The sequence below is a fragment of the Arthrobacter sp. NPDC056727 genome (genome assembly GCF_042790555.1).
Lineage (GTDB): Bacteria > Actinomycetota > Actinomycetes > Actinomycetales > Micrococcaceae > Arthrobacter.
The window spans coordinates 173763-200739 of record NZ_JBHTZA010000009.1; the positions used below are offsets into that span (position 1 = coordinate 173763).

Sequence of the window (26977 nt, forward strand, 5' to 3'; positions counted from 1 at the left end):
AGTTAATGAACTGAAGCCCCGGAAATATCCGGGGCTTCAGTTCATTAACCGCAGTCTCAGGGCAGTCCCAGCAGGCTGCTGAGCAGCCGGCCGGCCAGGGCCAGTGCCGCAGGGAAGTGCGTGCCGGCCAGTGACCAGGCCGCCAGGGTCATTCCCACCATGGCGTAGCCGCTCACCGGGATCAGCACCAGCCACTCCCGCCGCGACCCTGCCCGGCCCAGCAGCGGGATGGAGAAAGCGCCGTTGGGCCGCCAGAAGTTCCTCAGCACCCACATGCGGCGCAGGAACCGGGGCGGCTTGATCACCAGCGGCCAGAGCAACGGAACGCCACCGGTCGTCACCATGTCCCCCACGATGTGGACCACGACGCCGATCAGCATGGACATGGGCAGCCAGGTCCACTGATGCGGGGCGAACCAGGTCACCAGGCCGGCCATGACCAGGGCGAAGATCCAGTTGGCGATCCACCCGGACTTGGGAAACAGCTTCAGCGCCTTGGCCGCGATGTTGATCATGAACATGCACAGCAGCCCGGCACCGACCGACAGCACGCCCCACGGTGTGTCCACCTGGATCTGTGCCGCAGCCGCTGCGAGCAGCACGAACATGGCGGCGCCCAGCACCGAGTGTGTGCCCTGCCGGTGGCCGCCGCTGGCGTTCTCGATGCCGACGGCGATCACGTTGGACAGCGGCGGCAGCGAGTGCGCCACGGTGCTTGAGCGGTGGTCCCAGTCGCAGACAAGGGCGGTGCCCGCCGTCGCCATGCCGCCGATCAGCACGCCGGTGGCGTCCAGCGGATACCAGCCCAGGGTGTACGGCCCCGTCGCGGCAACAGCCACCCACGCCGCGGCCCCTGACGCGGCGTGGTGTCCTCCCATCACGGCTAGCCCTTCGTGGCTTCGAGCGGGACGGGCGCGTCCGAGAAAATGTTGCGGATGACGCCGTCGGCCCATTCCAGGATCTCGGCGTCCTGCAGGTCCCGGCCGCCGATCCGGGCGGTCTTCGGCTTGGGGATGAGGACGGCGTCGAGGGCGGGCTTGACCTGCGCGCCCGGGTACATCCGGTTGAGCCGCATGGTCTTTGATTCCGGCAGCTGCGCCGGCGAGAACCGGATGAAGTTCCCCTGCAGGGCGACGTCGGACAGGCCGGCTTCGCGGGCACCCACCCGGAAGCGCGCGACGGCGATGAGGTTCTGCGCGGGCAGCGGCGGCTCCCCGTACCGGTCCACGAGTTCGGCGAGGACCTCGTCGATGGCCTGGTTGGTGACGGCGGATGCCAGCTTCCGGTAGGCCTCCAGCCGCAGCCGCTCCCCCGGCACGTAGTCGTGCGGCAGGTGGGCATTGACGGGCAGCTCGATCTTCATTTCGGCGGCCTTCTCCTCAGCTTCGCCGCGGTATTCGGCCACGGCTTCGCCGACGAGCCGGATGTAGAGGTCGAAGCCGACGCCCTGGATATGGCCTGACTGTTCGCCGCCCAGCAGGTTGCCGGCACCGCGGATTTCCAGGTCCTTCATGGCCAGCTGCATGCCCGCACCGAGTTCGTTGTGGGTGGCCACGGCCTTCAGCCGTTCCAGCGCCACCTCGCCCAGCGGCTTCTCGGAGGGGTAGAGGAAGTAGGCGTACGCCCGTTCGCGTCCGCGGCCCACGCGTCCGCGCAGCTGATGGAGCTGCGACAGGCCGTACTTGTCAGCCCCGTCCACGATCAGCGTGTTGGCGTTGGAAATGTCCAGGCCGGTTTCGATGATGGTGGTGCACACGAGGACGTCGAAGCGCTTCTCCCAGAAGTCGACGATGATCTGCTCCAGCCTGCCCTCGGACATCTTGCCGTGCGCCACCTCCACCCGGGCCTCGGGGACGAGTTCGCGGATCTTGGCCGCGGTCCTTTCAATCGTGGACACGCGGTTGTGGACCAGGAACACCTGGCCTTCGCGCATCAGCTCCCGGCGGATGGCGGCCGAGGTCTGCTTGTCCGTGTACGGGCCCACATAGGTGAGCACCGGGTGGCGCTCCTCCGGCGGCGTGGCCAGCGTGGAGGTTTCACGGATGCCTGTCAGGGACATCTCCAGGGTGCGCGGGATCGGGGTGGCGCTCATGGCAAGGACGTCCACGTTGGTGCGCATCTTCTTCAGCGCTTCCTTGTGCTCGACGCCGAAGCGCTGCTCCTCGTCCACGATCACCAGGCCGAGGTCCTTGAATTCGAAGTCCTTGGACAGCAGCCGGTGCGTGCCGATCACCACGTCCACGGAGCCGTTCTTCACGCCCTCGGCAGTTTCCTTGGCTTCCTTGGACGCCTGGAACCGGGACAGCGGCTTGACCCGCAGCGGGAAGCCGGAGAACCGCTCGGTGAACGTCTCGTAATGCTGCTGCGCCAGCAGGGTGGTGGGCACCAGCACGGCCACCTGCTTGCCGTCCTGGACGGCCTTGAAGGCGGCGCGGACCGCGATCTCGGTCTTGCCGTAGCCGACGTCGCCGGAGACCAGCCGGTCCATGGGGATCTCGCGCTCCATGTCGGCCTTGACCTCGTTGATGGTGGTGAGCTGGTCCGGGGTCTCCACGTACGGGAAGGCCTCCTCCAGTTCGCGCTGCCAGGGCGTGTCCGGTGCGAAGGCGTGGCCGCGCGACGCCATCCGGGCCGAGTACAGCCGGATGAGCTCGCCGGCGATTTCCTTGACCGCCCGGCGTGCCTTGGACTTGGTGCTGGCCCAGTCCGCACCGCCCATCTTGCTGAGGACGGGGGTCTCGCCGCCGACGTAGCGTGTCACCTGGTCCAGCTGGTCGGTGGGCACAAACAGCCGGTCACCCGGCGCCCCGCGCTTGGACGGAGCGTACTCCAGCACGAGGTACTCGCGCACACCGTCGCTGCCGCCTGCCACCTTGCGCTGGAGCAGTTCCACGAACCGGCCGATGCCGTGCTGTTCGTGCACCACGTGGTCTCCGGCCACCAGCTGGAGGGGGTCCACGGCGTTCCGCCGCTTGGACGGCATGCGGCGCATGTCCTTGGTGGAGCTGGCCGAGGTGCGGCCCAGCAGGTCAGCTTCGGTCAGGAGGCCGAGCTTTAGCCCGTCAAGGACAAAACCGCGTCCGACGGCGGCAGTGGTCACCTCGATGATCCCCGCCTGGGGTTCGTGGTCCAGCGTATCCACCCGCGAGCACGGAATGTCGGCGTCGTGGAAGAGTTCGGCCAGGCGCTGGGCAGGGCCGGGACCCTCCGTGGCCACCACGATCCGCCACTGGTCCCGAACATGCGAGCCGATGAACTCCATCATTTCCGCCACGTCGCCCTGGTAACCCCGCGGTTCGCGCGCGTGCAGATTCAGAACGTCGATGTCCGGGGTCAGTTCCTCGTCGGTGGCCAGCGACGTGATGGACCACCAGGAAACCTCGTTCCCAAGGGCCGCCGAGCGGGTCTCGGCCAGCGACCGGAAGCTCGCGGAATGCAGGGCCGCCGAGGCCTGCGAGCTCAGATCCAGCGGTGCCGTACCGCCGTCCGACGCCGTGGACCACGCCGCCTCCAGGAACTCCTCATTGGTGGCCGCGAGGTCGTGCGCGCGGGTGCGGACCTTCTCCGGTTCGATGACCACCGAGATCGAACCGGCGGGCAGCTGCTCCATGAACGGGACCATGGCGTCCACCAGGACCGGAGCCAGCGATTCCATGCCCTCCACTGCGATGCCGCCGGCGATCTTCTCCAGCATGTCGGCTGCAGCGGGCAGCTGCGGCTTCAGCGTCGCGGCCCGGGACATAACCGACGGGGTGATGAGGATTTCGCGGCACGGCGGGGCATGCAGTTCGGTGGGGTGGTGCACGCCCGGGGCGGACAGCGAGCGCTGGTCGGCCACGGCGAACCAGCGCATCTGGTCCACCTCGTCACCGAAGAACTCCACCCGGATGGGGTGGTCCTCGGTGGGCGGGAACACGTCCAGGATGCCGCCGCGGACGGCGAACTCACCGCGGTGCGTGACCATGTCCACCCGGGAGTATGCGGCAGCGGCCAGGTTCTTGACCACATCAGTAAACGGGACCTCCTGGCCCACCTTCAGCGTCACCGGGACCAGCTCCCCGAGGCCGGCCACAATCGGCTGGACCACGGCGCGGACGGGGGCCACCACCACACGGAGGCGTCCCGCCGTCGGGCTTTCTGCGTTGTCCCGGCGGGCCGCGTCTTCGGGATGGGCAAGGCGCCGCAGCACCGACAGGCGGCGGCCCACGGTGTCCGAACGCGGGGACAGCCGCTCGTGCGGGAGGGTTTCCCAGCTGGGGAACTCGGCCACGGCGCTGGCCGGCAGGTAGGCGCGGAGTGCGGCGGCAAGATCCTCGGCCTCGCGCCCCGTGGCGGTGACGGCCAGGACCACGCCCGGCGCGGCGTGGTCCGCTGCGCCATTTCCATTTGCGCCGGCGTCCCCCGCAGCGTTCAGCAGGCCGTCCGCCATCTCCGCCAGGAGCACGGGCCGCAGGCCTGCCGGGGCGCTGATCTGGTAGTCCTCGCTGCGGACGCTGAAGCCCCGCCCCGCCTCCGCCTGCACGCGGGCGAACGTCCGGTCGGCATGCAGGACGCGGCGCAGGCCGTTGAGGGGCAGGCCGTTGGAGGGGCCTTCGGGGCTCTGGCCTTTGGAGCTCATGGGCAGGATCTCCTGGAATCTGGATCGAACGCAGGCAACACGAAAACCCGGGATTCCTGCGAATGCCGGGGCTTCCAGCCTACCCCTGCGGGCACACCGGCGGCATCCGGGGCCCGGATGCCGCATTGCTAAGCTTGCTGAGCAGGTAAGGCTCGGCCCCAAGGAGACGCCCGTGAGCGACCAGACCGGAAACGACAGCAGCGGAAACCCCGGCGCCCGGACCGTGCTTGTCACCGGCGCCACCGGGTACATCGGCGGCCGGCTGGTCCCCCGGCTGCTGGACGCCGGCCACCGCGTCAAGGTGCTGGTCCGGTCCCCGGAGAAAATCGCCGGCGTGCCATGGTTCGACGACGTGGAGGTGGTCCGCAGCAGCCTCGATGACCCCTCTGCCGTGGAGGCTGCGCTGCAGGGCGTCGACGTCCTCTACTACCTGGTCCATTCCATGGCCGCCGGCTCCGGTTTCGAGGCCAAGGAAAAGGCCATGGCCGGGCTCGTGGCCGGCGCCGCCGCGGCCGCCTCCGTCCGGCGGATCGTCTATCTGGGCGGCCTGCACCCGCGCCACGCGGCACTGTCGACGCACATGCGCTCCCGCGAGGCGGTCGGCGAGGTGTTCCTCTCCAGCCCGGTGGACGCCATCGTTTTCCAGGCCGGCGTGGTCATCGGCTCCGGTTCGGCGTCGTTCGAAATGATCCGCCACCTCGCCGAGACGCTGCCCCTCATGCCGGCGCCCAGCTGGGTCCGCAACCGGATCGAGGCCATCGCCGTCCGGGACGTGCTCCACTACCTCGTCGGGGCCGCCGCGCTGGCGGAACCGCTCAACCGCACCTTCGACATCGGCTGTCGGGACGTCCTCACCTACGCCGGCATGATGAAGGAGTACGCGGCCGAGGCGGGGCTCCCGCCGCGCCCGGTGCTGGCACTGCCGGTGCCGGCACCCCGGCTGGCGGGACTGTGGGTTGCCCTGGTGACCCCGATTCCGCTGTCCATGTCCATGCCGCTGGTCCAGTCCCTGCAGCATGACGCCGTCTCCGCCGAACACGACGTCGACAACTACATCAGACAGCCCGACGGCGGCCTCACCGGCTACCGCAGGGCCGTGGCCCTGGCGCTCGGCAAGGAACGCGACGGGCAGGTGGAAACGACGTGGGCCAACGCGGGCGCCGACGCCGACCCGTTGCCGAGCGACCCCGCCTGGGCCGGGTACAGGGTGTACGTCGACGAGCGGACCTTTGCCAGCGATGTGGACCAGTCCCACGTGTGGACGGTCATCGAAGGAATCGGCGGCCGCAACGGCTGGTACTCGCTCCCGCTGGCGTGGAGCGTGCGCGGCTGGCTGGACAAGCTCTGGGGCGGGGCGGGCCTGCTCCGCGGCCGCCGGCATCCGCATCATCTGGTGGCCGGCGAGGTGGTGGACTGGTGGCGGGTGGAACGGATCGAGCGTGGCCGGCTGCTCCGGCTGCGGGCGGAGATGCGCGCTCCCGGGCGTGCCTGGCTGGAGCTGGGCGTGGAGGCCGACGGCGCCGGAAGCCGCTACCGCCAGCGGGCTATTTTCTTCCCCAAGGGACTCAGCGGGCGGCTTTACTGGCTGGCCGTGCTTCCGTTCCACAGCATCATCTTCCCGGCCATGTCCCGCAACATCACGGCTGCGGCCCGGAGGCTCGCCGCCGAGGACCGTAACGCACCTGCAGAGCCTGGTGCCTGACGATCCGGTGCCGGGGATGCGCAGCCAACCCCGTAGGATGTGGTGAGCAAAAAGCGTTCTGACCCCACAACGACGGAGGATCAATGGCACTGAGTGCATCCACCACACTTCCCCACGGCGTCGACAGCGTCACGGCAGTCTTCGCGAACGAAGACTTCCAGCGCCACACCAGCGAATTCGTCGGCGGCAGCCTCGAGTCCTTCACGGTGGCCGGCGACATCGCCGGCGAATTCAGCACCACGTCGGTGCGCACCCTGCCCACCACGCGCCTGCCGGAAATCGCCCGCAAGTTCGTCGGCGAGAGCCTGAAGGTGACCCAGGTGGAAAACTGGGACGCCCCGGCAGCCGACGGCTCCCGCCAGAGCACCATCTCCCTGAAGATCGCCGGCGCGCCGATCGATGTGTCCGCGGTCCAGCGCCTCGTGGCCGATGGCGGCAGCACGCGGGTTGAACTGGAAGGCAACGTCACGTCCTCGGTGCCGTTCCTGGGCGGCAAGATCGCCGACGCCGCCGAGCCCATGGTGGGCAAGGCACTGAACATCCAGTCGCAGCAGGCCCAGGCCTGGCTCGAAAGCCACTAGCCGCGTGGACGTCCCTGCCTTGCTTGCCCTGGTCCTGATCGTCTCGGGCGTGTGGTCCCTGGTGGTGTGGCCGCAGTTCCTGCGCCGCGTCATGAAGGACCCGCGGGCACGGGACGCCGCCGGCAAGGCCACGAAGTTCCTCACCGTCCACGTGGTGCTGGTGACGATCTCCATGGTGCTGGGAGCCGCAACGGCCGCGATCGGATTCGCTGCCCTCGCCGGCTGATTGCTCCCCCGCTGGTTGAACCTGTCCGCCGGTTGAGCCCGTCGAAACCTTGTTTTGACACGCTCAACCGGCGGACCCTCCCAGTCAGATAAGCTGGGTACACAGGGTGCGCCGGGAAGTCTGGTCGGCAAGACTTTAGCCGAGCCTTCGCGAGGAGCTGCAATGCCCAAGCCGTCCTTCCCGTTCCGCAAGTTTCCTCCCCTGAAATTCCCGGTATTCAGCCGCTCCACGTACCCCGAATACCTCCGCATTGCCGCCATCCTCCGGACCGAGACGGTCGGCGGCGCACTGCTCCTGGCCGCCACGGCCGCCGCCCTCATCTGGGCCAACTCCCCCGCCGCGGACGCCTACTTTGGGCTGCGTGACATGACGTTTGGCTACGAGCCCTGGCACCTCCAGTTGAGCGTGGGGCACTGGGCTTCCGACGGACTGCTCGCCCTGTTCTTCTTCATTGCCGGCCTGGAGCTCAAACGGGAGTTTGTATCCGGTGACCTGCGCCGGCCGGCCAAGGCGGTGGTCCCGGTAACGGCCGCCGTGGGCGGCGTTGCCCTGCCAGCCATCATCTACTCCGCCATCGTCTGGAACCAGGGCGCCGAGGCCCTTAGGGGGTGGGCGATCCCCACCGCCACCGACATCGCTTTCGCACTGGCAGTGCTCGCGGTGATCAACACCCATCTCCCGTCAGCGCTGAGAACATTCCTGCTCACCCTGGCCGTGGTGGACGACCTGATCGCCATCGGCATCATTGCCTTCTTCTATTCCTCCGGGATCCAGCCTGCTTTGCTGCTCGCCGCGATTATCCCGCTGGCGCTCTTCGCCTGGCTCGTCCAGAAGCGGATCAGCCACTGGTCCCTGCTCCTGCCGCTGGCAGCCGCCACGTGGGCACTCGTGCACGCGTCGGGCATCCACGCCACGGTGGCCGGCGTCCTGCTCGGCTTCACCGTCCCGGTGGCGGCCTCGCGTCATGACCGCACCGTTTCCGACGGCGGCGGGACCGGCATGGCCGAGCGCCTGGAGCACCGGCTCCGTCCGCTGTCCGCGGGATTCGCCGTCCCGGTCTTCGCGTTCTTCTCAGCCGGCGTCGCGCTCGGCGGCTCCTCGGGGCTGGCCGCCGCCCTGGCCGACCCCGTGGCGGTGGGCATCGTCTCGGCCTTGATCGCAGGAAAGGCACTTGGCGTTTTCGGGGCGACGTTCCTCGTCACGAAGACCACCCGTGCGCAGCTCGACGCCGGGCTGAAGTGGGTCGACGTCGCCGGGCTGTCGCTCCTGGCAGGCGTCGGTTTCACGGTTTCGCTGCTGATCGCCGAACTGAGTTTCGGCCCGGGCTCGGCCCACGACGATCATGCAAAGGTTGCCATCCTGGCCGGTTCCCTGACCGCCGCGGTGCTGGCCGCCGTCGTTCTTAAGGCCCGCAACAGGCACTACCGGCGACTGGAAGCGGAAGAGGCAAGGGACGACGACGGCGACGGCGTCCCGGATGTCTTCGAACGGTCCGAACAGGAGGGCTGAACCAGCACATCCTCCAAAGACCGGCCGTCAGGCGGCCTGGTTCAGGGCGTCCTCGGCCGCGACCCAGGAGATCATGGCGCACTTCACCCTCGCGGCGTAGCGGGCCACACCTTCGAAAGCGGCGGCGTCGCCCAGGATTTCGGGGTCGGCAGTGATCTTCCCGCGTGACCGCAGGACGTCGCGGAAGTTCCCGATCACCGAACGGAGCTCGTCCACGCTCATGCCCTCGGCCAGCTCGCTCAGCACGGAGGCGGAGGCCATCGAGATCGAGCAGCCTGCCCCGTCCCACGCCAGCTGCGTCACGGTGCCGTGGTCCACGGCCACACGCAGGGTGACCTCGTCGCCGCACACGGGATTGAGCTGGTGCGACTGGCCGGTGGACGCGCCGTCCGGCACAGCCGTGGCGGCCAATCCGCTGCCGTGCCGGGCCTTGGAGTGGTCCAGGATGATCTGCTGGTAAAGCTGGTCGAGGCTCATGCTCAGGTACCTGTCGTTGGGGAAGGGGCTAGTCGTCGGAGGGCTAGGCCCGGAAGTAGGCGCGGACTCCGGACACTGCGTCCAGGAATTCGTCAACGTCGTCGGTGGTGTTGTACAAATAGGCGCTGGCGCGGGTGGTGGCCGTCAGCCCCAGGCGCCGGTGGAGCGGCTGCGCGCAATGGTGGCCCACGCGGACCGCGATGCCGCGCGCGTCGAGGAACTGGCCGACGTCGTGCGCGTGGACGCCGGCAACGTCGAAGGCCGCCAGGCCGATGCGGTCCTGGCCGGCTGCCGGGCCCAGCACCCGGACGCCGTCGATGGCTTCCAGGCCTGCCACCATCCGCTGGCCCAGCTCGGACTCCCAGCGGTGCACCCGGTCGATCCCGGTTTCCGTCAGGTAGTTGACCGCGGCGGCAAGAGCCACTGCCTGCGAGATCTTCTGGGTCCCGGCCTCGAACCGCTGCGGCGCGGGGAGGTATTCAGCCCGTTCCATGGTCACGGTGGTGATCATGGAACCTCCGGTCAGGACCGGGGGCAGCACGTCCAGCAGCTCCTGCTTGCCGTACAGCACGCCGACGCCGGTGGGCCCCAGCATCTTGTGCCCGGAAAACACGGCGAAGTCGACATCCAGCTGTTTGACATCCAGGGCGAGGTGCGGTGCCGACTGGCACGCGTCAAGCACCACCAGGGCGCCCGCCCGCCGGGCGAGGGCGACGAGTTCGCTGACCGGGTTGATGGTTCCCAGCACATTCGAGGCGTGGGTGAAGGCCAGCAGCCGGGTGCGCTCCCCCACGATGTCCGCGGCTTCGTCCATCCGGAGCGTCCCGGCGTCGTCCAGCGGAATGTGCCGCAGCGTGGCACCTGTCCGGTAGGCCAGCTCCTGCCAGGGGATCAGGTTGGCGTGGTGTTCCATTTCGGTGATCACGATTTCATCGCCCGGTCCCAGGGCCAGGTCCCGCAGCCGGGAGTCACCGCGCCCCTGGGCGGCCCACAAGGCGGCGTTCGAGAGCGCATAGCTGACGACGTTGAGGCCCTCGGTGGCGTTGGAGGTCCAGACGATTTCCTCGTAGTTTGCCCCGATAAAGTCGGCGACGGTCTGCCGGGCGTCCTCGAAGACCTCGGTGGCCTCCACGGCAAGATGGTGGGCTCCGCGGTGCACGGCCGCGTTCCGCTGCTCATAGAATTCCTGTTCCGCTTCGATCACGCTCAGCGGATTCTGCGAGGTGGCTCCGGAATCCAGGTAAATCAGCGGGCGGCCGTTAACCGTCTGGTGCAGGACGGGAAAGTCGTTGCGGATCCGCAGGACCTCGGCGTTGTCCATCGCGGAAAGGGCACGCGTCAGCGTGGTTGGCGTTGATACTACGGCCAATGGGACTCCTTGGGTGCCTCGAGGTACCTCTCAATTGTCCCACAGCGCCCCTGGCCGCAGCAGTGGCGGCCCTCACTGCAAGGGCGGGCCTGGCCGGACACATACCAAGGGCGGCCTTCGTCATTGCAGGCCGCCCTTTTCATTACTTGTAAGGGCCGGCGACGGCTGGGGGGAGAGCCTCGGTCTCAGAAGGCTCTGACGTCGCCGGCCCCGCCCTGCCCGGACCCTGAGGCCGGAAATCTGGGTGCGAGACCTGGTAAATCTGGTGGCAGCTTCGGGGGGAGATCAGCCCTGCTTCCGCTGCCACTATTAGTAAATCGCGTACTGGCGCCCGCGGCACCAGTACCCGGTACTCGTTTTTCTGAGTACTTAACTACTGGTTCCCGCAGGTGGCGCAGTCGGGCGCGGAACCGCGCGGAATGGAGCCGCCGGGGCCGAAAAATATCAGTTGGCGAGGGGCTACTTCTTGGGAAGGGCGAGCGCGAGCTCGTCGCGCCGGCGGACGCCGAGCTTGACGTAGCTGCGGTACAGATGCCCCTCGACGGTCCGTACGGACACCATCAGCTGCTGGGCGATCTCGCGGTCGGAGAGGCCCTGCACGGCCAGCTCCACGATGTCCCGCTCGCGGCGGGTCAGGTGGACACTGGGGACGGAAGCAACGAACGGGCTTTCCCGGAACCGCTCGCCCAGCTCCTGGTCGCATTTCTCCCGGTGCGCGATCGCCTGGCGGGCACGGCGCCGCTCCCCTGCGGCATCCAACAGGGCACCGGCCCTGGCGTACGCCTCGCGTGCCAGGTTGACCAGTCCGGCTTCCTCGAGGGTGGCGGCTGTATCCATGAGAACGTCGGCGTCCTCCGAGGCCCAGGCCTGGGCCAGCTGGCGCCAGCCGGCCGCCCAGCGGCCTTCCACTGAGGCGGCGAGGGAGGCGAGCTCCCGCGCCAGCGAGCGTTCGCCGAGGTCGGAGCAGAGGATCAGGCATTCCATCCTGGTTCCGGGGTGGTCCGCTACGGACCCGGACGCCGCGAGCTCACGGAGCCTCTCCAGCCCGCTGCCTTTGCGGTCGAGGTATTCGGCTGCGGCGGCGGCATAGGCCTCAGCGACGGCGTCGCAGCCGGGTCCGCTGGCGTGCCGGGCTGAAATGAAGTCCTGTTCGAGCCGTTTGGCCTGGGCGGTGTCGCCCAGGCGCGCCGCGGCGTAGAAGGCAAGCGACGAACCGAACCTGAACTCCTGCAGGGGGTCGTTCACCCGGAGGGCCTCGACCGCGGGCAGGAGGACCTGGTAGGCGCGCTCCAGCTGCCCCTGCCGCAGGAGGCCGAGGCCGCGGAGTGCCTGGATCCCGCCGCCGAAGGTCGCGGCGCCCTCGGTTCGCTCCGCCGGGTAACCGGACAGCTCATGTTCGGCGGATTCCCAGTTGCCGGCAGCGAGGGTGCTCAGGGCCAGCCGGGTCAGGACAAACTCGTTGAAGAAATACAGGCCGCCGTTGAGCGCCGGCAGGAACGGGCCGGCGGCCGCGGCCGCTGCGTGGGCCTGGTGTGACCGGCCGGCCGCAACCAGGGCCTGGGCAAGCAGTGCCTGCGCCACGGCGTGCTGTGTTGCCTCGATGGCCGACGCAGTGTCCGGATCCGGTGTCCCCAGCGAGGTGATGACGCCGGCAATGCCTTCATGGTCGGCGTCGGCCGCCATCTCCAGAAGACCGTGGATCCTGTCCTGCCAGGAGCCCTCCGGGTCAATCCCGGCCTCCTCCAGCTGCTGGCGTGATTCGGACCGGAGCGACGGCACGGACTTTCCCAGCGCCATGTGCGTCGAGGCCCTGAGCATCACTACCTGCGGCGCCTCCGGATCCTCCGCCAGATCGAGCCAGCAGCCGTCAAGGAGTTCGGCGGCCTCGCGGTACTTTCCCTCGTTGAAGTGTGCCCGCGCGGTGATGGAGAGCGCCAGCGCCTGCAATTCCGTGGCGCGCACGTGACTGGCCATGAGCCGGGCGCCGGCGTTATTGAACGTGGCCGCAGCCAGCAGGCCGGCGTCCAGGAGGTTCCGGTCGGGCACCTCCAGGCCGCATTCCAGCGACCATTCAACCAGCCGCAGCCTGCCCTCGGCACTTGCAGCGGCAGCGTCCAGGTGGGCGTCAAGCTTCTGCCGCAACTGCAGGCTCCGCGAGACGGACACCTGGCGGCGCGTCGATTCGCCCAGGATGGGGTGCGTGAGCCGCAGCTCCGTTTGCGTTGCCGCCGATTCGCTCACCACCTGGTTGTCCAGCAATGAACGCACCACGCCGGCGCCGCACACGTCCTCGACCAGGCGCCTGGGCACCGGCTCCGCCAGGGCGATCACCTTGAGCGCGTCCTGCTCCTCCGGCGTCCTCCGGAGCAGATCCTTGACCACGAGGTCCGAAAGCCGGGGTCCGTCAGCCGGCAACGGACCGAGCAGCACCCAGATCCCGTTCCGTTGCACCAGGATTCCCGCCGCTGTTGCGTCGCTCAGCAGGCAGTCGAGGAGCTGCGGGTTGCCGCCCGATGCAGACCACAGCGACTGGACGGTGCTGACCGGAACCGTCCCCTGGAGAGTATGTTCCACCACTTCCCTGACCTGCTCGCCACTGAGCGGGCGGAGGTCGATGCGTTCGGCCAGGCCGTCGTACCAGAGCTGGTTCAGGGCCGCGGGCAGGCCCGGCCGCGGCCGTCCGGCAGCCAGCACAGTCGCCCAGCCGGCCGACGTCATGTCCACCACCATGCTGGCGGTGGCGTCGTCGAGATGGTGGGCGTCATCCACCACCAGAAGCACGGGGGCGTCCGTGCCGCCCTTGAGGTCGCTGCCTGCCTTCAGCTCCTGGAAGTGGGCCCAGACGGCCCGCAGCACCGCGACCGGTGAGTCCGCTTCTTCGGGGGCGAGCCCGGAGGTGTAGGGCGCCAGCACACCGTAAGGGACTTTGGCCAGCGAGGAGCTGCCATGGATGCGGAGCACCGTCATCTCTGCCGCCAGCTTCTCCCGCACGGCGTCCGTGACCGATGTCTTTCCGACGCCGGGGCCCGCCATCAGGTAGACGGCCTGGCTGGCGCGGCTGCGGATGACAGTACAGACATGCTCTATGGCTTCACGGCGGCCCGTGAGCTGCCGGACGTCGGCCTCCGGCTTGGCGCCGCGGCCGTTGGCCGAAATGGTGTGGGGTGGGTAGCTGTTAGACGAGGCCAGGCAGATCACCCCTCGATGTCACGCCGAGTTTGGTGAAGACCTGGTACAGGTGCCCTTCCACGGTCCGGACTGAAACGCCCATCTCCAGGGCGATGTCCCGGTTGGACACGCCCCGGCCCGCCAGCCGGGAGATCTGGCGTTCACGGGCGGTGAGGAGCGGGCTTCCGCTGCTGGGGACAATCGGGAGGCTGGGCACGGTGGCGGTGAGGCTGTCCAGCCGGGCCTGGGCGACGCGGGCAGATGCGGAATCACCGGAATGGCGGGCGAAGTCGACGGCGAGCGCCACGCACCGGGCCTCCACCGCGTCGAGTTCCAGTTCCGCGCACAGGTGCGCGCCCTCCAGGAGAACCTTGGCGTCCTTGGTGCGCGTGCCCACGGCCACGAGGCGGGAGATTTCGGCCAGGGTCCCCTGGCGGTGGCCGGCCACCTCCTCCATGAGGCGGAAGTCCTCGTCGGTTCCGTTCACGGTCGCTCCGAGCAGGCTGATTCCCGCCAGCGTGTACCGGCCGGCCGCGATGTCACGGTGCGCCGCCTCGAGCAGCCGCTTCACGGCGTCGGTGTCCCCCACCCAGCGGCCTGCCATGTCCGCGCAGAAGTCCGTGACGAACAGGGTGCCGAAGTTGCAGTGCCCGCGCGCTCCGCGGAGCTTGTCGAGATACTTGTGCGCCTGCCCGGCGTTGCCGATCTGGGCGTAGGCAAAGGCCGTGGCTGCGTAAGCGGCCTGCAGCATGTTCAGGACAGGGCGGAGCTCAAGCTGGGCAACCGCGGACAGCAGTGAATCAAGCGCCACCGCACCGCGGCCGGAGAAAACGTAGGCGATGCCGGCCGCCAGTTCCGTGGCGGACGTACGGTAGGCCAGCCGGCGCTCCTCCTGCCCCTTGGGCGGGCCCACGAGTTCCAGGCACCGTCTCCACTGGCCGGCCTGCAGCAGCACGTTAAACGCCGTCATTGCGAACCGCTCCCGCAGGCCGGTCAGCGGCCCTGCATCGGAGAGCTGGCCGCCGACGCGCCGCATCACCTGGAGCGCGTCCATCTCCCGGCCGACCGCCGACAGGGCGTGCATCAGGATCAGCGCCGCCTGAATCCTCAGGCCGGGGTCCTTGTTGACCGCGGGGTCTGAGGCTTCCTCCAGCGCCCCGACCATGGAGGCGTAGTCGCCGATGAAGGATTTGTATTCGAATTCGGCAAGGGTGATGACGTTGGTTGCCGTGCCAAGCGGATCAGGCCAGCTGGGCGCCACTCCCGCGGCAACGCCGAGCCGTTTGCGGGCGGCCGCCAGCTCGTCCGGCACCTTGTCGCACAACTCCGGGAGCCACACCATGACCCGGCTCTTGGCTGCCACCACGCGGGCGAAGGGTTCCTCATCGAGCGCGTCCAACTGCGCCTGGGAAATATCCTCCAGCGCCGCCATGGCCTGCAGCGGCAGGTCCAGCAGCAGGTAGGCAGTTGCCTTGTGCAGCTGCGCGTCCACCCACACGGCGTCGGTCTTCTTGATGCCTTCCACGCAGGAGATCGCGAACCGCGGGTCGAAGAGGTGCACCGCCGCCTCCGCCGCGGCCACAGCCATGGCGGGACTGAGCTCGGCCTGGCATTCCCGGGTCCAGGCGGCAAACTCGATCCGCTCCTCCATGGTCAGTGCGGACAGCTCGGGTTCCTGGCCGCCCAGCAACTGGGTCCGGAGTTCACGCCGGCGGGAGATGCTCAGCCACGAGCGCACGACGTCCCCGAGGTACTGTTCCCGCACGGAGACCCACCGGTCCCCGGTGTCGGCGACCGTCAGCAGTCCGGCGTCCTCCATGTCAGCCACGGTAGCGGTTCCATAGATTTCGGTCAGCCTGGCCAGCGGGACACGCCGTGCACAGGCAAGCATCTCGATGACCTCACGGGTTTCCGGCTTTTCCCGGGACCAGCGGGACCGGACGATGTCATCCAGTCCGGTGGCGCCGTCGAGCACCACCCTGTCCCGCAGGGTCCAGACGGAATCCGACAGGACGAGGTTTCCTGACTGCTGCTGCTCCGTGACGAGCGCCTTGAGCAGCAGCGGATTGCCACCCACGATGGCGTGGTACGTGCTCACAAGCGAGGCGGAGACACGGTGGCCCAGCAGCGTCAGGAGCACCTGGCGGGTCTGGAGTTCGTTGAGGTTGTCCAGCCGGACTTCCGTCAGCCTCCGGTCGGTGAGCAGCCAGTGGAAATCCGCCGGAAGGTCGCTGGTGCTGGGTGCGATGGCGATGACGCGGGCGGTGTGCGTCAGCATGATGTTCAGAATGACGCCGGCGCTCATGTCGTCGATCTGGCCGGTGGTGTCCAGGGTGATGACGCAGTCCCGGCCCGCGGCGTCGGACCGGATCAGGGAGGTGATGCCCTGGAGGATGGCGGTGGGGGAAGCCAGCGCGGACTGCGGAAGCCTGGCCAGGAGGAAGGCGAGGCAGGCGTAGGAGGTTTGCGAGCCGGTCAGGGGACTGCGAAGCTGGAGCGCCCAGACGTCGGGGCCCAGCTCAGCTACAGCGGTGCGGGCGAGCGAGGATTTTCCCACACCGCGGGCACCGGTGATAACAACGCCCAGGGACTCAGGATCTGTCAGCGCAGTGCGGATGGCTTCAAGGTCTGCGCTGCGCGCCGGAACCGACCATCGTTGGAGGTCCGTTCCGCCCGCGACGGCCGCCGGTCCCGCCAGCACGCCCGCCGTAGACCCACGTCCCCAGCTCAGTGGCTCAATTGACATGAACTTTTTCCTTACATCCCGCCCGGCAGGATAAAGGCCCCATCGCCTCCCCCGCTTAGAAAGTAGACTACCCCGTTAGTTTGCAGGGATACAGGGCACTGCGTTCACATTTCGCAGACCTTGAGGCGACCTTGAGGGTTGGTGCGGTGAAGAGGAAAAGCCGTGCCGGAAAGGCGCTACACCTTGGCGGTGTGGAACTGCTGCTGCGCCGCGGTCAGGCCCTCCCGGATCAGGAGCTCGACGGCGTCGGCCGCGTCATCGAGCAGGAAGGGCAGTTCCTTCTTTTCCGCGGTGCCGAAGTCCCGCAGCACGTAGTCGGCGGTGTCCATCCGGCCCGGCGGCCGGCCCACCCCCACCCGGACGCGCAGGTAGTCCTTGGTGGCCAGCGCCTTGGAGATGTCCCGGAGGCCGTTGTGCCCTCCTTCGCCGCCGCCGACCTTAAGCTTCACAGTATTAAAGGGGATGTCGATCTCGTCGTGGACGGCCACCACACGGGACGGCTCGACGTCGTAAAACCTGGCGAGCGCCGACACCGGGCCGCCGGAGACGTTCATGTACGTGCCTGGCTTCGCCAGCACCAGGCGGGGGCCGCCGATACCCAGCCGGCCCTCAAGAACCAGTGCCCTGGCCTTGTGGGCCTTGAACTTCCCGCCGATTCGCGCGGCCAGTCCGTCCAGCACCATCTGGCCGACATTGTGCCGGTTGCCGCTGTACTCGGGCCCGGGGTTGCCAAGGCCTACGATCAGCCAGGTGTCAGTCATGAATCAATCCTAAGACGGGGGTTTGCACGCATGGAGCGCAGGGACGGCAGTGGCCGGGTCCGAAAAGGACCCGGCCACCGGTCCGCGCTGAAGGAAACGCGGAAAGGGTTGTGCCCGAATTACTCGGCAGCAGCTTCTTCGGCCGGAGCCTTTTCTGCTGCGGCTTCCTCGGCTGCGCCTTCTTCTTCCTCAGCGGGAGCTGTGGCTTCGGAGATGTTGACAACCAGGGCCTCGGCGTCGGTCAGCAGGACGGCACCCTTGGGGAGCACGAGGTCGCTGGCGTGGATGTGCTCGCCGGCGGCGCGGCCTTCGATGTTGACCTCGACGGCCTCGGGCAGGTGGGTGGCCTCGGCCTCGAGGGAGACGACGGTGAGTTCCAGGTTGTGCACGGTGCCCGCGGCGGTTTCTCCGGCGGTGTGCACGGGAACGTCGACGGTGACCTTCTCGCCCTGGCGGACGGTCAGGAGGTCGATGTGCTCGATGATCTGCTTGATCGGGTCGCGCTGGACGTCCTTGACGAGCGCCAGGTGGCCTTCACCGTTGAGGTCCAGGGACAGCAGGGCGTTGGGGACGCGGACAGCCAGGGTGGTGGCCTTGGCCGGCAGGGTGATGTGGACGGGCTCTGCACCGTGGCCGTAGATGACGGCGGGGATCTGGCCGGCGGCGCGGGCGCGGCGGGCGAAGCCCTTGCCGAATTCGGTGCGTGCTTCTGCTGCGAGCTTCTGCTCAGACATGTGAATCTCCTGGTGGATTGTTGGTTCAGCAAGGGCGGAGGTCTGGAGTGACCTTCAACGCCGGGCGGCCCGCGGGCGGCCCCACCAGAAGGGTGATTCAGACCCAGTCGATAACGGAGACCAGCAGTCCGGCATTGCCGGAGGTGCTCTCCCTCGCCAAGGTATCGGAAAAAAGTTTACCAGCGCCCGGCCCGTTTACTGAAAACGGGACGGACGCCGGACGCAAGCAGCGCCGTTAGGCGTTGCCGTCGAAGAGGCTGGTGACCGATCCGTCGTCGAACACTTCCCGGATGGCCCGGGCGATGAGCGGCGCGATGGACAGCACGGTCAGCTGCGGGAAGCGCTTGTCGGCGGGAATGGGCAGCGTGTTGGTGACCACCACTTCGCGGGCGCCGGACTCGGACAGGCGCCGGGCGGCGGGGTCGGAGAACACGGCGTGCGTGGCGGCGATGATGACGTCCTTCGCGCCGGCGTTCTTGAGCACCTGAACGGCGCCGGAGATGGTTCCGCCGGTGTCGATCATGTCATCGATCAGCACACAGGTGCGGCCCTCGATCTGGCCCACGACAGTCTTGGAGACGGCCTGGTTGGGCACGGTCAGGTCGCGGCTCTTGTGGACGAATGCCAGCGGCGCGCCGCCGAGGCGTTCGGCCCACTGCTCCGCTACTCGCACACGGCCGGTGTCCGGCGAGACCACGGTGATGTTGTCGGCATCGACACGGGTCCGGATGTAGTCGGCGAGCAGCGGGATGGCCATGAGGTGGTCCACCGGGCCGTCGAAGAAGCCCTGGATCTGGGAGGTGTGCAGGTCAACGCTCATGATGCGGTTGGCGCCGGCGGTCCGGTACATGTCGGCGACGAGGCGGGCCGAGATCGGCTCGCGGCCGCGGCCCTTCTTGTCCTGGCGCGAGTACGGGTAGAACGGCGAAACCACCGTGATCCGCTTGGCCGAGGCGCGCTTGAGCGAATCAATCATGATCAGCTGTTCCATGAGCCAGTTGTTCAGCGGTGCCGGGTGCGCCTGGATGACGAAGGCGTCGGTGCCGCGGACGCTCTCCCCGGCGCGCACGTAGATCTCGCCGTTGGCGAAGTCGTAGGCGTCCACAGGCAGCAGTTCCGTGCCCAGCTCCTTGGCGATCTCCCGGGCAAGCTCCGGGTGTGCGCGCCCTGCGGCGAGCACCAGTTTCTTCTCGCCGTGAGCCGTAATTTCGGTCATGGTTGCTAGCCCTCTTCTGTAGATGCGGGGGAATTTGAGGAATCAGAGTGGCCTTCGCGGGCCGCGGCGGCTTCGGCCAGTTCCGCGGACAGCGTGCCCGGACGGTTGGCGGCGACCCAGCCTTCGGCATTGCGCTGTGCAGCCATGGACAGCGCCAGGGCACCGGCGGGCACGTCCTTGCGGATCACGGCACCGGCGCCGCTGTAGGCACCGTCCCCCACCGTGACCGGAGCGACGAATACTGTGTTGGAACCGGTGCGGACGCCCGAGCCGATCACCGTGCGGTGCTTCTTCTCGCCGTCGTAGTTCGCGGTGATGTTGCCGCAGCCGATGTTGGTGTCCTCGCCGATCTCGGCGTCCCCGGCGTAGCCCAGGTGCGACAGCTTGGAGCCGCGGCCAATCCTGACGTTCTTGGTTTCGTAGAAGGCACCGATCTTGCCGGTCTCACCGAGGACCGTTCCCGGGCGCAGGTAGGTGAAGGGGCCAACGCTGGCCCCCGCGCCGATCTCCGCACCGGAACCGTGGGTCCGGGTCACCTTGGCGCCCTTCCCGATGCTGACATCCGTCAGTGTGGAGTCGGGGCCGACGACGGCGTCCCTCGCCACCGTGGTGGTGCCATGCAGTTGCGTGTTGGGCAGGATCCGGACATCCTCCGCCAGGGTCACCGTGGAGTCGATCCAGGTGGTGGCGGGGTCGACGACAGTGACGCCGGCGCGCATCCAGGCCTCCACGATCCGGCGGTTGTGTTCGGCGCCGAGCGCGGCGAGCTGCACGCGGTCGTTGGCGCCTTCCACCTGCCAGCGGTCGGCGGTGACGACGGCGGCCACGCGGCCGCCTGCCTCGCGGGCCAGCCCGAGGACGTCGGTCAGGTACTTTTCGCCCTGCGAGTTGTCGGTGGTGACGTGGACGAGGGCGTCCCGGAGGACTGCCGCGTCGAAGGCGTAGATGCCGGAGTTGATCTCACGGATGGCGCGCTCGGCGTCCGTTGCGTCCTTGTGCTCGCGGATGCCCGTGACCGTGCCGTCCTCGCCGCGGAGAATGCGGCCGTAGCCGGTGGCGTCGTCCAGGACCGCAGTGAGCACGGTGACGGCGTTGCCCTCGCGCTCGTGGGTGGACACCAGCTCGGAGAGCATGTCACCGGTGAGCAGCGGCACGTCGCCGTACGTGACCACGACCGTTCCGGCGACGGGCTCCTTGGCGTCCAGGGCTTCGAGGGCCACCTCGACGGCGCGGCCGGTGCCGGGAACTTCGTCCTGGTCCACGATCAGGGCATCCGGGTCGAGTTCGGTGAGGTGGGCGGCGACGCGGTCCCGCTCGTGCCGGACCACGAGGGCCAGGCGTTCGGGGCTGATGCTGCGGGCGGCGAGGAGGGCGTGGCCCACCATGGAACGGCCGCCGATTTCGTGGAGGATCTTGGGGGTACGGGATTTCATCCGGGTACCGGCACCTGCAGCTAGGACGATAACGGCGGCTGGGCCGGATTTCTCGGGGCTCACGTACGGGCTCTCCTTGCTCGGTTGCGCTGTACTGCATCCGCGGCTGCGTGCGCGGCGGTGTCCCGGCCTCTGCCCGGAACCGGCAACAGGGTTTATCCTACTGGACGCCTCTGATGCAGCTGTTCCGCCCATAGGATTCGAACCTATACTCCACGGCTCCAAAGGCCGGGGTGCTGCCATTACACCAGAGCGGACCGTGCCCGGCGCTAAGCCTGGGCACGAGAACCAATTCTGCCACGAACGTTGACGCTCGTGCGACCTCGGCGCTTCGGGTGCGCCGGTTCCATCCGGGCAGCGCGCCGGGACCCGCCGCCGCCCCTGCCCGCCGCTTGACGTAAGGCATGATGGGACGGTGAGCAACAGCACAGGGACAACTGACGGTCCGGGGAACCTGCCAGCAAGGCCCGAAGCAGCGGCGGGGCGCATTCCCCGGTCGCGGATGACAGGACCCCAGCGCCGGTCCCAGCTCATTGAGGTAGGGCGGGCCCTCTTCGCGATGCGGGGACTGGACGGCACCACCATCGAGGAGATCGCGGCCTCGGCCGGCGTCTCCAAACCCGTGATCTACGAGCACTTCGGCTCGAAGGAGGGCCTGTACACCCAGGTCGTGGAGTTCGAGTTCCGCATCCTGCTCGCCGCCATCAACGACGCCCTGGCCGACGAAGCCAAGCCGCGCGTGCTCGTGGAGCGCGCCGCCCTGGCCCTGCTCACCTACATCGAGGACCGCACCGACGGCTTCCGCATCCTCATGCGGGACGCTCCCCCGTCACAGCCCGAAGGCGCCTTTTCCACGCTGCTCTCGCATGTGACAGCCCGGGTGGAGCACATCCTGTCCGACGAGTTCGCCCGCCGCGGGTTCAGCGCGGCCGACGGCGCCATGTATGCGCAGATGCTCGTCGGCATGGTGGCGATGACGGGCCAGTGGTGGCAGGACGCCCGCCAGCCCGACAAGCGCGCCGTCGCCGCCCACCTGGTCAACCTCGCCTGGAACGGACTGACCGGCCTCAAAAAGGACCCGGAGCTCCGCAGCGAACCCTAATATGCCGTCGTCGGGATGGAGTTTTTGTACAGATATTGGCCGCTAAAGGCCCTCGAAGTCGCGATATCTGTACAAAAACTCGGAACCGCGGCTATTCGCCGAGGACTTCGGACGCCTCCAGCCATTCGAGTTCGAGGGCGTCCTTTTCTTCCGTGAGGTCCTTCAGCTGCTTGTTGAGCTCGCCGAGGCGTTCGAAGTCGCCGCCGTTCGTGCTGGCGGCCATCTGGACGTGGATCTTCTCTTCCTGCTGGGCCAGCTTGTTGAGCTGGCGTTCCACGCGGTTGAGGGACTTGCGGGCCTCGCGCTTCTCCGCTTCGGACGGGCCGGCGGGGGCGGCATCGGCCTGGCCTGCCTGGCTGGAGCCCGTAACGGGGTTTCCGCCGCCGGTGACGGTGGAGCCGGCGAGGGCAGCCTCGCGGAGTTCGAGGTACTGGTCGACGCCGCCGGGAAGGCCCCGGATCTTGCCGTCGCCCAGGAGGGCCATCTGGTGGTCGGTGACGCGTTCGAGCAGGTAGCGGTCGTGGCTGACCACCACGAGCGTGCCGGGCCAGCCGTCCAGGACGTCTTCGACGGCGGCGAGGGTGTCGGTGTCGAGATCGTTGGTGGGTTCGTCCAGCATCAGCACGTTGGGTTCGCCCACCAGCAGCCGCAGCAGCTGCAGGCGGCGCCGCTCACCGCCGGACAGGTCCCGGACCGGCGTCCACTGCTTCTGGTTGGTGAAGCCAAGCTGCTCCACGAGCTGGCCGGCCGTGAACTCCCTGCCTCCCACGTTGAAGGACCGCTTTTCACGCTCGATGACCTCGATGACGCGCAGGTCGGCGACGTCGTCGAGCTCCTTGACCTCCTGGGTGAGCACGGCGGTGACCACCGTCTTGCCCTTCTTGACCTTGCCGGCCGACGGCTGGATTTCGCCGTTCAGGAGCTTGAGCAGGGTGGTCTTTCCCGCCCCGTTGACGCCAACGAGGCCCAGCCGCTCCCCCGGCGCAAGCCGCAGCGTGATGTTGTTGAACAGCTTCCTGCCGGCGTCCTGCTCCGGATCGCCGCTTTCGAAGTCCAGCGACACATTCTCCAGGTCCAGCACGTCCTTGCCCAGCCGTGCGGTGGCCATCTTGTTCAGGGCCGTTGTATCGCGGGGTTCGGGGACGTCGGCGATCAGGGCGTTGGCCGCCTCGATGCGGAACTTGGGCTTGGAGGTCCGGGCCGGGGCGCCGCGGCGCAGCCAGGCGAGTTCCTTCTTCACCAGCTGCTGGCGCTTGCTTTCGACGACGGCCGCCGTGCGGTCGCGCTCGGCGCGGGCCAGCACGTAGGCGGCGTAACCGCCGTCGAACGGGTCAACGATCCCGTCATGGACTTCCCAGGTCTTGTTGCAGACTTCGTCCAGGAACCAGCGGTCGTGGGTGACCACGAGGAAGGCGCCCTGGTTGGGCCGCCACCGGGTCTTCAAGTGCCGCGACAGCCAGGCCACACCCTCGACATCGAGGTGGTTGGTCGGCTCGTCGAGCATGATGACGTCGTGGTCCTCGATGAGGAGCTTGGCCAGCGCGACGCGCCGCTTCTGGCCGCCGGACAGGGCGTGCACGTTGGCGTGCCAGTCGACGTCGGACACCAGGCCGCCCATGATCTCGCGGATCTGCGGGTTGGCGGCCCACTCGTGGTCTGCCTTGTCGCCGACGATCGCGGTTCCCACCGTCAGGTCGGCGTCGAGCACGTCGCTCTGGTCCAGGTAGCCGATGTTGACGTCCCCGCGCTTGGTGACCCGGCCGGAATCCGGCGTGGACCGCAGCGCCAGCAGCCGCATCAGCGTGGACTTGCCGTCGCCGTTCCTGCCCACCATCCCGATCCGGTCGCCCTCTTCGAGCCCAAGGGTGATGCCGTCCAGAACGGTGCGGGTTGCGTACGAGACTTTGAGGTTCTCGCCGCCGAGCAGGTGTGCCACGGGGAAACTGCTTTCTGCTGGGTTGGAAGTATTAAAGGAGCGTATCGGAGATGATGCGCGCCCCGGGGACCGGGCCGTGGACGGCCAGCGCGTTCAGGCCCTTGTGCCGCAGCTCCCCGGCGAGGTTCTCCGCCGCTTCGGGATTGTGCGCCAGCAGGGCCACGGTGGGCCCGGAACCGGAGACCATCCCGGCGATGGCTCCGCAGGATTCGCCCAGCCCAAGGGTGTCCCGGAGCGCGGGGGCGAGTTCGATCGATGCCCTCTGGAGGTCGTTGACGAGCACCCGGCTCAGGGCATCGGGGTCGCCGCTGCGAAGGGCCTGCAGGATCTTGGGGTCAACTGCGGTGGGCTCCTCTGCGTCCAGGCCCTCTGCGTCCCGGAGCCGGTCCAGGGTGCGGAACACCTCCGGGGTGGACAGCCCGAACTCGGCCGTCACCAGCACCCAGTCCATCTGCGCCTTGGCCAGCGCGGGCGACAAATCGTCGCCCACGCCCAGCCCTACGGCCGTGCCGCCGAGCAGGGCGAAAGGAACATCCGCCCCCAGTTCGGCGGCGAGGTGGGCGAGCTCGTCCCGGGACAGGCCGCTGTTCCACAGCGCGTCGCAGGCCAGCAGGGTGGCGGCAGCATCCGCGGAGCCGCCGCCCATGCCGCCTGCAACAGGCACCCGCTTGGTGATTTCAAGGTGCACGCCGGTGGAGTGTTCCGACACGTCGGCCATGAGGGCCGCCGCTTTGTAAGCGAGGTTCCGTTCGTCGAGCGGAATGTCGACGCCGTCGAGGTCCAGTGTGCTGTCGGGGCTGATGCTGACGGTGATGCCGCCGGAGGCCGTGGTGGTGGCCGCGACTTCCTCGTACAGCGACACTGCCAGGTAAACACTGGCCACGGAGTGGTAGCCATCGGGCCGCAGCGGCCCGACGTCCAGCGAGACGTTCACTTTGCCCGGAGCCTTGACCCGGACGGTCCTTGCTGCGGAGCGTCCTCTCACCGCATTCATGAGTCCGCGGCCCGGCGGGCTTCGGCGATCCGCGCGAACGCGGCGATGTCGATCACTTCGCCCCGCGCGGTGGGGTCGACGCCGGCCGCCACCAGGCAGCGTTCGGCTTCGGCGGCGCTGCCGGCCCACCCGGCGAGTGCTGCCCGCAGTGTCTTGCGGCGCTGGGCGAATGCCGCATCCACCACGGCGAAGACCTCCTCGCGGGTGGCGGTGGTGGCCGGGGGCTCGCGCCGGGTGAAGGCCACAAGCCCCGACTGGATCTTTGGCGCGGGCCAGAAGACGTTCATGCCGATGACGCCGGCCTTGCGCATGCTGCTGTACCACGCGGCCTTGACCGAAGGCACGCCGTAAATCTTGGATCCGGGTTCGGCGGCGAGCCGGTCGGCAACTTCGTCCTGGACCATGACGAGGCCGTGCCGGATGGACGGGAAGTGCTGGAGCAGGTGGAGCACCACCGGCACCGCGACGTTGTAGGGCAGGTTGGCGACGAGCGATGCGGGCTCGGCCGGGAGCTCTGTCACCCTCATGGCGTCGGCGAGGACCAGGTGGAAGTCGCCGGCGGAGTCGGGCCGCCATTGCCGGATGGTTTCGGGCAGCTTTGCCGCCAGGACAGGATCAATCTCGACGGCGACCACCGCCTTGGCGGCGTCGAGGAGCCCGAGCGTCAGCGACCCAAGCCCGGGTCCGACTTCGAGGACCGTCTCCTCGGGGCCGATGCCGGCCGTGGCCACGATCCGGCGGATGGTGTTGCCGTCGATGACGAAGTTCTGGCCAAGTGTCTTGGTGGGGCGGACGCCGATCTCCCCGGCCAGCCTGCGGATATCGGAGGCACCGAACAGTGGAGCGGGCGCAGTGCCGGAGGCGGAGGGGGTCGGGTCAGTCACCTAGGTATCCTATCCCGGCGTTCCATATGGAGCGGGGCCAGTGTTCGCAGGGACGGCGAAGGCCGGGCCCGGAGATTCCGGACCCGGCCTTCGCGGCCGCCGCGGCTGTGGTCAGCTGCCGCAGCGGCACGGATCGTTCGCGCCAGTATTGCCGCGCCGCCGGCTGGCGGCGCCGCCTGCTAGCTGCTGGCGGCCCAGCCGCAGCCCCACGGCTGCAGGCCGCGCTCCGCGTAGATGCGGTTGGCGATGTCGATCTGCTGCGCCTTGCTCGCCTGGCTGGCGTTCGGGGCATAGGCGCCGCCGCCGGCGCCGACCCAGGTCTGGACGTCGAACTGCAGGCCGCCGTAGTAGCCGTTGCCGCTGTTGATGGACCAGTTGCCGCCCGATTCGCACTGGGCGATCTTGTCCCACATGGCCACGTTCATCATGGCCGGGGCCGCTGCCCCGGTGTTCCCGCTTTCGGCGGCTGCCGGCTTGGGCTCTTCCTTGGTGCCCACCGTGATCTTTTCGGTCACCGGCTCGCGGGTGGTGGTCTTGGAGACGAGCGTCCGGGAGGCCTCCCGGCCATCGACCAGGACCAGCCTGTAGGTCAGGGTCGTCGCGCCGGCAACACCTTCCTGGGTGACTTTCTCCTCGCCCTTGGGAAGGGAGGCGCTGTCCGTGGTGAGCGTCTGGAACGCCACTTCTTCGGTGACGGTGGCGGTCTTGCTGGTGTCAACGCGGGACACCTTGATCACCATGTTGTTCACCACCGGTGCGTGTGCCGGCTGGGACGTCCGGTCCGCGGCGGCGAGCCGGATGCCGGCATCCTTGAGGACTTCGCCGACGTTGGCGGCTGTGGTGGTGGTCTTTTTGGCCTTGCCGTCGGCGATGATGCTGACGGTCTTCGGCGTCGAGATGGCCACGAACGAACCATCCACCGCCAGCTGCGCGTCCTTCGGCACCGAGAGTTCCGAAGAACTGGCGACGCCGAGCTGGGTCACGAGCCCGGCCACGTCCTGCGCGGTGGTGCTGACGGTCTTCTCTGCACCGTCCAGGCTGACCTTCACGGCCTTGGCCATGTTCACGTTGATGACGGAGCCGTTCTCAACACTGGCGTCCAGCGCCGGAGAGACGCGGTCGGCCGGGTGCAGCTCAACGTTCGCGCTCTTCACCACCTGTTCGACGGTGCCGCCGAAGGTCTGGACGGAGCTTACTTTCCCGTCGACGTTCAGGGTGACCGTCTTGTTGTTGCCCACAAAGGCAACAAGCCCCAGCACGAGGGCCGAGAGCACCACCAACTGGGTGCCGACCTTGATGAAACTGAACTTGCCGTCTGACGTGAAGAAGTTGACCACGATTGCCCGTAACTTTTGAGCCATCCGGGCACGGGGAAAAACGCACAGGGATACCCGCGGCGGTCACCGACATGGTGGCTCCGGACAGGCCGGAGCAGGCCGCAGGCACGTGCGTCGCCATACTCACATGGCAGGGCATCCGAAGGCGCCCTGCCTGTCACGAACGTGAGCTACATCATCCGGA

General features: G+C 68.3%; 19 protein-coding genes and 1 tRNA gene. 5 read left to right on the forward strand and 15 right to left on the reverse strand.

The features are described from left to right. Nucleotides 1–56: 56 nt before the first annotated feature. Both ACFRAH_RS11535 and mfd read right to left on the reverse strand, forming a co-directional pair. Nucleotides 57–878: a metal-dependent hydrolase gene (locus ACFRAH_RS11535; protein WP_377991011.1), complete on the reverse strand. Its 822-nt coding sequence runs from the start codon at nt 876–878 to the stop codon at nt 57–59. Between the two features lie 5 nt (nt 879–883). Then, nucleotides 884–4618, reverse strand: a complete 3735-nt coding sequence (mfd, locus tag ACFRAH_RS11540) for a transcription-repair coupling factor (protein WP_377991012.1) — start codon at nt 4616–4618, stop codon at nt 884–886. 172 nt (nt 4619–4790) lie between these two features. Here mfd and ACFRAH_RS11545 point away from each other — a divergent pair, with 172 nt between their 5' ends. The 4 genes from ACFRAH_RS11545 (at nt 4791) to nhaA (ending at nt 8636) form a co-directional block, all read left to right on the forward strand. Beyond that, nucleotides 4791–6320, forward strand: coding sequence for an SDR family oxidoreductase (locus ACFRAH_RS11545; protein ID WP_377991013.1), 1530 nt, complete (start codon nt 4791–4793; stop codon nt 6318–6320). Between the two features lie 83 nt (nt 6321–6403). Next, nucleotides 6404–6901 carry a DUF2505 domain-containing protein gene (locus ACFRAH_RS11550; protein WP_377991014.1) on the forward strand — a complete coding sequence of 166 codons (498 nt, stop codon included), beginning with the start codon at nt 6404–6406 and terminating at the stop codon, nt 6899–6901. A gap of 4 nt (nt 6902–6905) precedes the next feature. Then, a complete protein-coding gene (locus ACFRAH_RS11555; RefSeq protein WP_377991015.1) occupies nt 6906–7127 on the forward strand; it encodes an SCO4848 family membrane protein in 222 nt (73 codons plus the stop codon). Between the two features lie 162 nt (nt 7128–7289). Beyond that, on the forward strand, nt 7290–8636 hold the full coding sequence (nhaA, locus tag ACFRAH_RS11560) for a Na+/H+ antiporter NhaA (RefSeq protein WP_377991016.1): 1347 nt from the start codon (nt 7290–7292) through the stop codon (nt 8634–8636). 27 nt (nt 8637–8663) lie between these two features. Here nhaA and sufU read toward each other — a convergent pair whose 3' ends face one another. From sufU to ACFRAH_RS11605, 9 genes are all read right to left on the reverse strand, one after another. Continuing rightward, a complete protein-coding gene (gene sufU, locus ACFRAH_RS11565) occupies nt 8664–9113 on the reverse strand; it encodes a Fe-S cluster assembly sulfur transfer protein SufU (RefSeq protein WP_377991017.1) in 450 nt (149 codons plus the stop codon). 43 nt (nt 9114–9156) lie between these two features. After that, nucleotides 9157–10482, reverse strand: coding sequence for a SufS family cysteine desulfurase (locus tag ACFRAH_RS11570; protein WP_377991018.1), 1326 nt, complete (start codon nt 10480–10482; stop codon nt 9157–9159). A 459-nt stretch (nt 10483–10941) separates the two neighbouring features. Then, a complete protein-coding gene (locus ACFRAH_RS11575; RefSeq protein WP_377991019.1) occupies nt 10942–13680 on the reverse strand; it encodes a LuxR C-terminal-related transcriptional regulator in 2739 nt (912 codons plus the stop codon). Beyond that, the gene (locus ACFRAH_RS11580; RefSeq protein WP_377991020.1) at nt 13658–16396 is read right to left on the reverse strand and encodes a LuxR C-terminal-related transcriptional regulator; all 2739 of its coding nucleotides are present in this window, start codon (nt 16394–16396) and stop codon (nt 13658–13660) included. The genes ACFRAH_RS11575 and ACFRAH_RS11580 overlap by 23 nt, the downstream gene beginning before the upstream one ends. Nucleotides 16397–16572: 176 nt before the next feature. Then, complete coding sequence (pth, locus tag ACFRAH_RS11585; RefSeq protein ID WP_377991021.1) at nt 16573–17157, reverse strand: aminoacyl-tRNA hydrolase; 585 nt, start codon at nt 17155–17157, stop codon at nt 16573–16575. Nucleotides 17158–17276: 119 nt separating this feature from the next. Then, entirely contained in the window at nt 17277–17891 is a 615-nt protein-coding gene (locus tag ACFRAH_RS11590) for a 50S ribosomal protein L25/general stress protein Ctc (RefSeq protein ID WP_377991022.1), read from the reverse strand. A 235-nt stretch (nt 17892–18126) separates the two neighbouring features. Beyond that, nucleotides 18127–19107: a ribose-phosphate diphosphokinase gene (locus tag ACFRAH_RS11595; protein WP_377991023.1), complete on the reverse strand. Its 981-nt coding sequence runs from the start codon at nt 19105–19107 to the stop codon at nt 18127–18129. A gap of 5 nt (nt 19108–19112) precedes the next feature. Next, the gene (gene glmU, locus ACFRAH_RS11600) at nt 19113–20603 is read right to left on the reverse strand and encodes a bifunctional UDP-N-acetylglucosamine diphosphorylase/glucosamine-1-phosphate N-acetyltransferase GlmU (RefSeq protein WP_377991024.1); all 1491 of its coding nucleotides are present in this window, start codon (nt 20601–20603) and stop codon (nt 19113–19115) included. 122 nt (nt 20604–20725) lie between these two features. After that, a tRNA-Gln gene (locus tag ACFRAH_RS11605) sits at nt 20726–20797 on the reverse strand. A 245-nt stretch (nt 20798–21042) separates the two neighbouring features. Between ACFRAH_RS11605 and ACFRAH_RS11610 the strand changes: the two genes are divergently transcribed. Further along, the gene (locus tag ACFRAH_RS11610) at nt 21043–21642 is read left to right on the forward strand and encodes a TetR/AcrR family transcriptional regulator (RefSeq protein WP_377991041.1); all 600 of its coding nucleotides are present in this window, start codon (nt 21043–21045) and stop codon (nt 21640–21642) included. 91 nt (nt 21643–21733) lie between these two features. On the opposite strand, the gene ACFRAH_RS11615 is transcribed toward ACFRAH_RS11610, so the two are convergent. The 4 genes from ACFRAH_RS11615 to ACFRAH_RS11630 form a co-directional block, all read right to left on the reverse strand. Further along, nucleotides 21734–23578, reverse strand: coding sequence for an ABC-F family ATP-binding cassette domain-containing protein (locus ACFRAH_RS11615; RefSeq protein WP_377991025.1), 1845 nt, complete (start codon nt 23576–23578; stop codon nt 21734–21736). Between the two features lie 31 nt (nt 23579–23609). Continuing rightward, on the reverse strand, nt 23610–24572 hold the full coding sequence (locus ACFRAH_RS11620; RefSeq protein ID WP_377991026.1) for a 4-(cytidine 5'-diphospho)-2-C-methyl-D-erythritol kinase: 963 nt from the start codon (nt 24570–24572) through the stop codon (nt 23610–23612). Then, entirely contained in the window at nt 24569–25456 is an 888-nt protein-coding gene (rsmA, locus tag ACFRAH_RS11625; RefSeq protein ID WP_377991027.1) for a 16S rRNA (adenine(1518)-N(6)/adenine(1519)-N(6))-dimethyltransferase RsmA, read from the reverse strand. Before rsmA ends, ACFRAH_RS11620 begins: the two co-directional genes overlap by 4 nt. A 179-nt stretch (nt 25457–25635) precedes the next feature. After that, nucleotides 25636–26817, reverse strand: a complete 1182-nt coding sequence (locus tag ACFRAH_RS11630) for a ubiquitin-like domain-containing protein (protein WP_377991028.1) — start codon at nt 26815–26817, stop codon at nt 25636–25638. Nucleotides 26818–26977 lie beyond the last annotated feature (160 nt).

Coding starts and splice junctions, on each gene's coding strand:
- mfd (WP_377991012.1), bottom strand. CDS start 4,618: ATGAGCTCCAAAGGCCAGAGCCCCGAAGGCCCCTCCAACGGCCTGCCC.
- ACFRAH_RS11620 (WP_377991026.1), bottom strand. CDS start 24,572: ATGAATGCGGTGAGAGGACGCTCCGCAGCAAGGACCGTCCGGGTCAAG.
- ACFRAH_RS11610 (WP_377991041.1), top strand. CDS start 21,043: ATGACAGGACCCCAGCGCCGGTCCCAGCTCATTGAGGTAGGGCGGGCC.
- ACFRAH_RS11580 (WP_377991020.1), bottom strand. CDS start 16,396: ATGTCAATTGAGCCACTGAGCTGGGGACGTGGGTCTACGGCGGGCGTG.
- ACFRAH_RS11535 (WP_377991011.1), bottom strand. CDS start 878: ATGGGAGGACACCACGCCGCGTCAGGGGCCGCGGCGTGGGTGGCTGTT.
- sufU (WP_377991017.1), bottom strand. CDS start 9,113: ATGAGCCTCGACCAGCTTTACCAGCAGATCATCCTGGACCACTCCAAG.
- ACFRAH_RS11630 (WP_377991028.1), bottom strand. CDS start 26,817: ATGGCTCAAAAGTTACGGGCAATCGTGGTCAACTTCTTCACGTCAGAC.
- pth (WP_377991021.1), bottom strand. CDS start 17,157: ATGACTGACACCTGGCTGATCGTAGGCCTTGGCAACCCCGGGCCCGAG.
- ACFRAH_RS11590 (WP_377991022.1), bottom strand. CDS start 17,891: ATGTCTGAGCAGAAGCTCGCAGCAGAAGCACGCACCGAATTCGGCAAG.
- nhaA (WP_377991016.1), top strand. CDS start 7,290: ATGCCCAAGCCGTCCTTCCCGTTCCGCAAGTTTCCTCCCCTGAAATTC.
- ACFRAH_RS11595 (WP_377991023.1), bottom strand. CDS start 19,107: ATGACCGAAATTACGGCTCACGGCGAGAAGAAACTGGTGCTCGCCGCA.
- ACFRAH_RS11550 (WP_377991014.1), top strand. CDS start 6,404: ATGGCACTGAGTGCATCCACCACACTTCCCCACGGCGTCGACAGCGTC.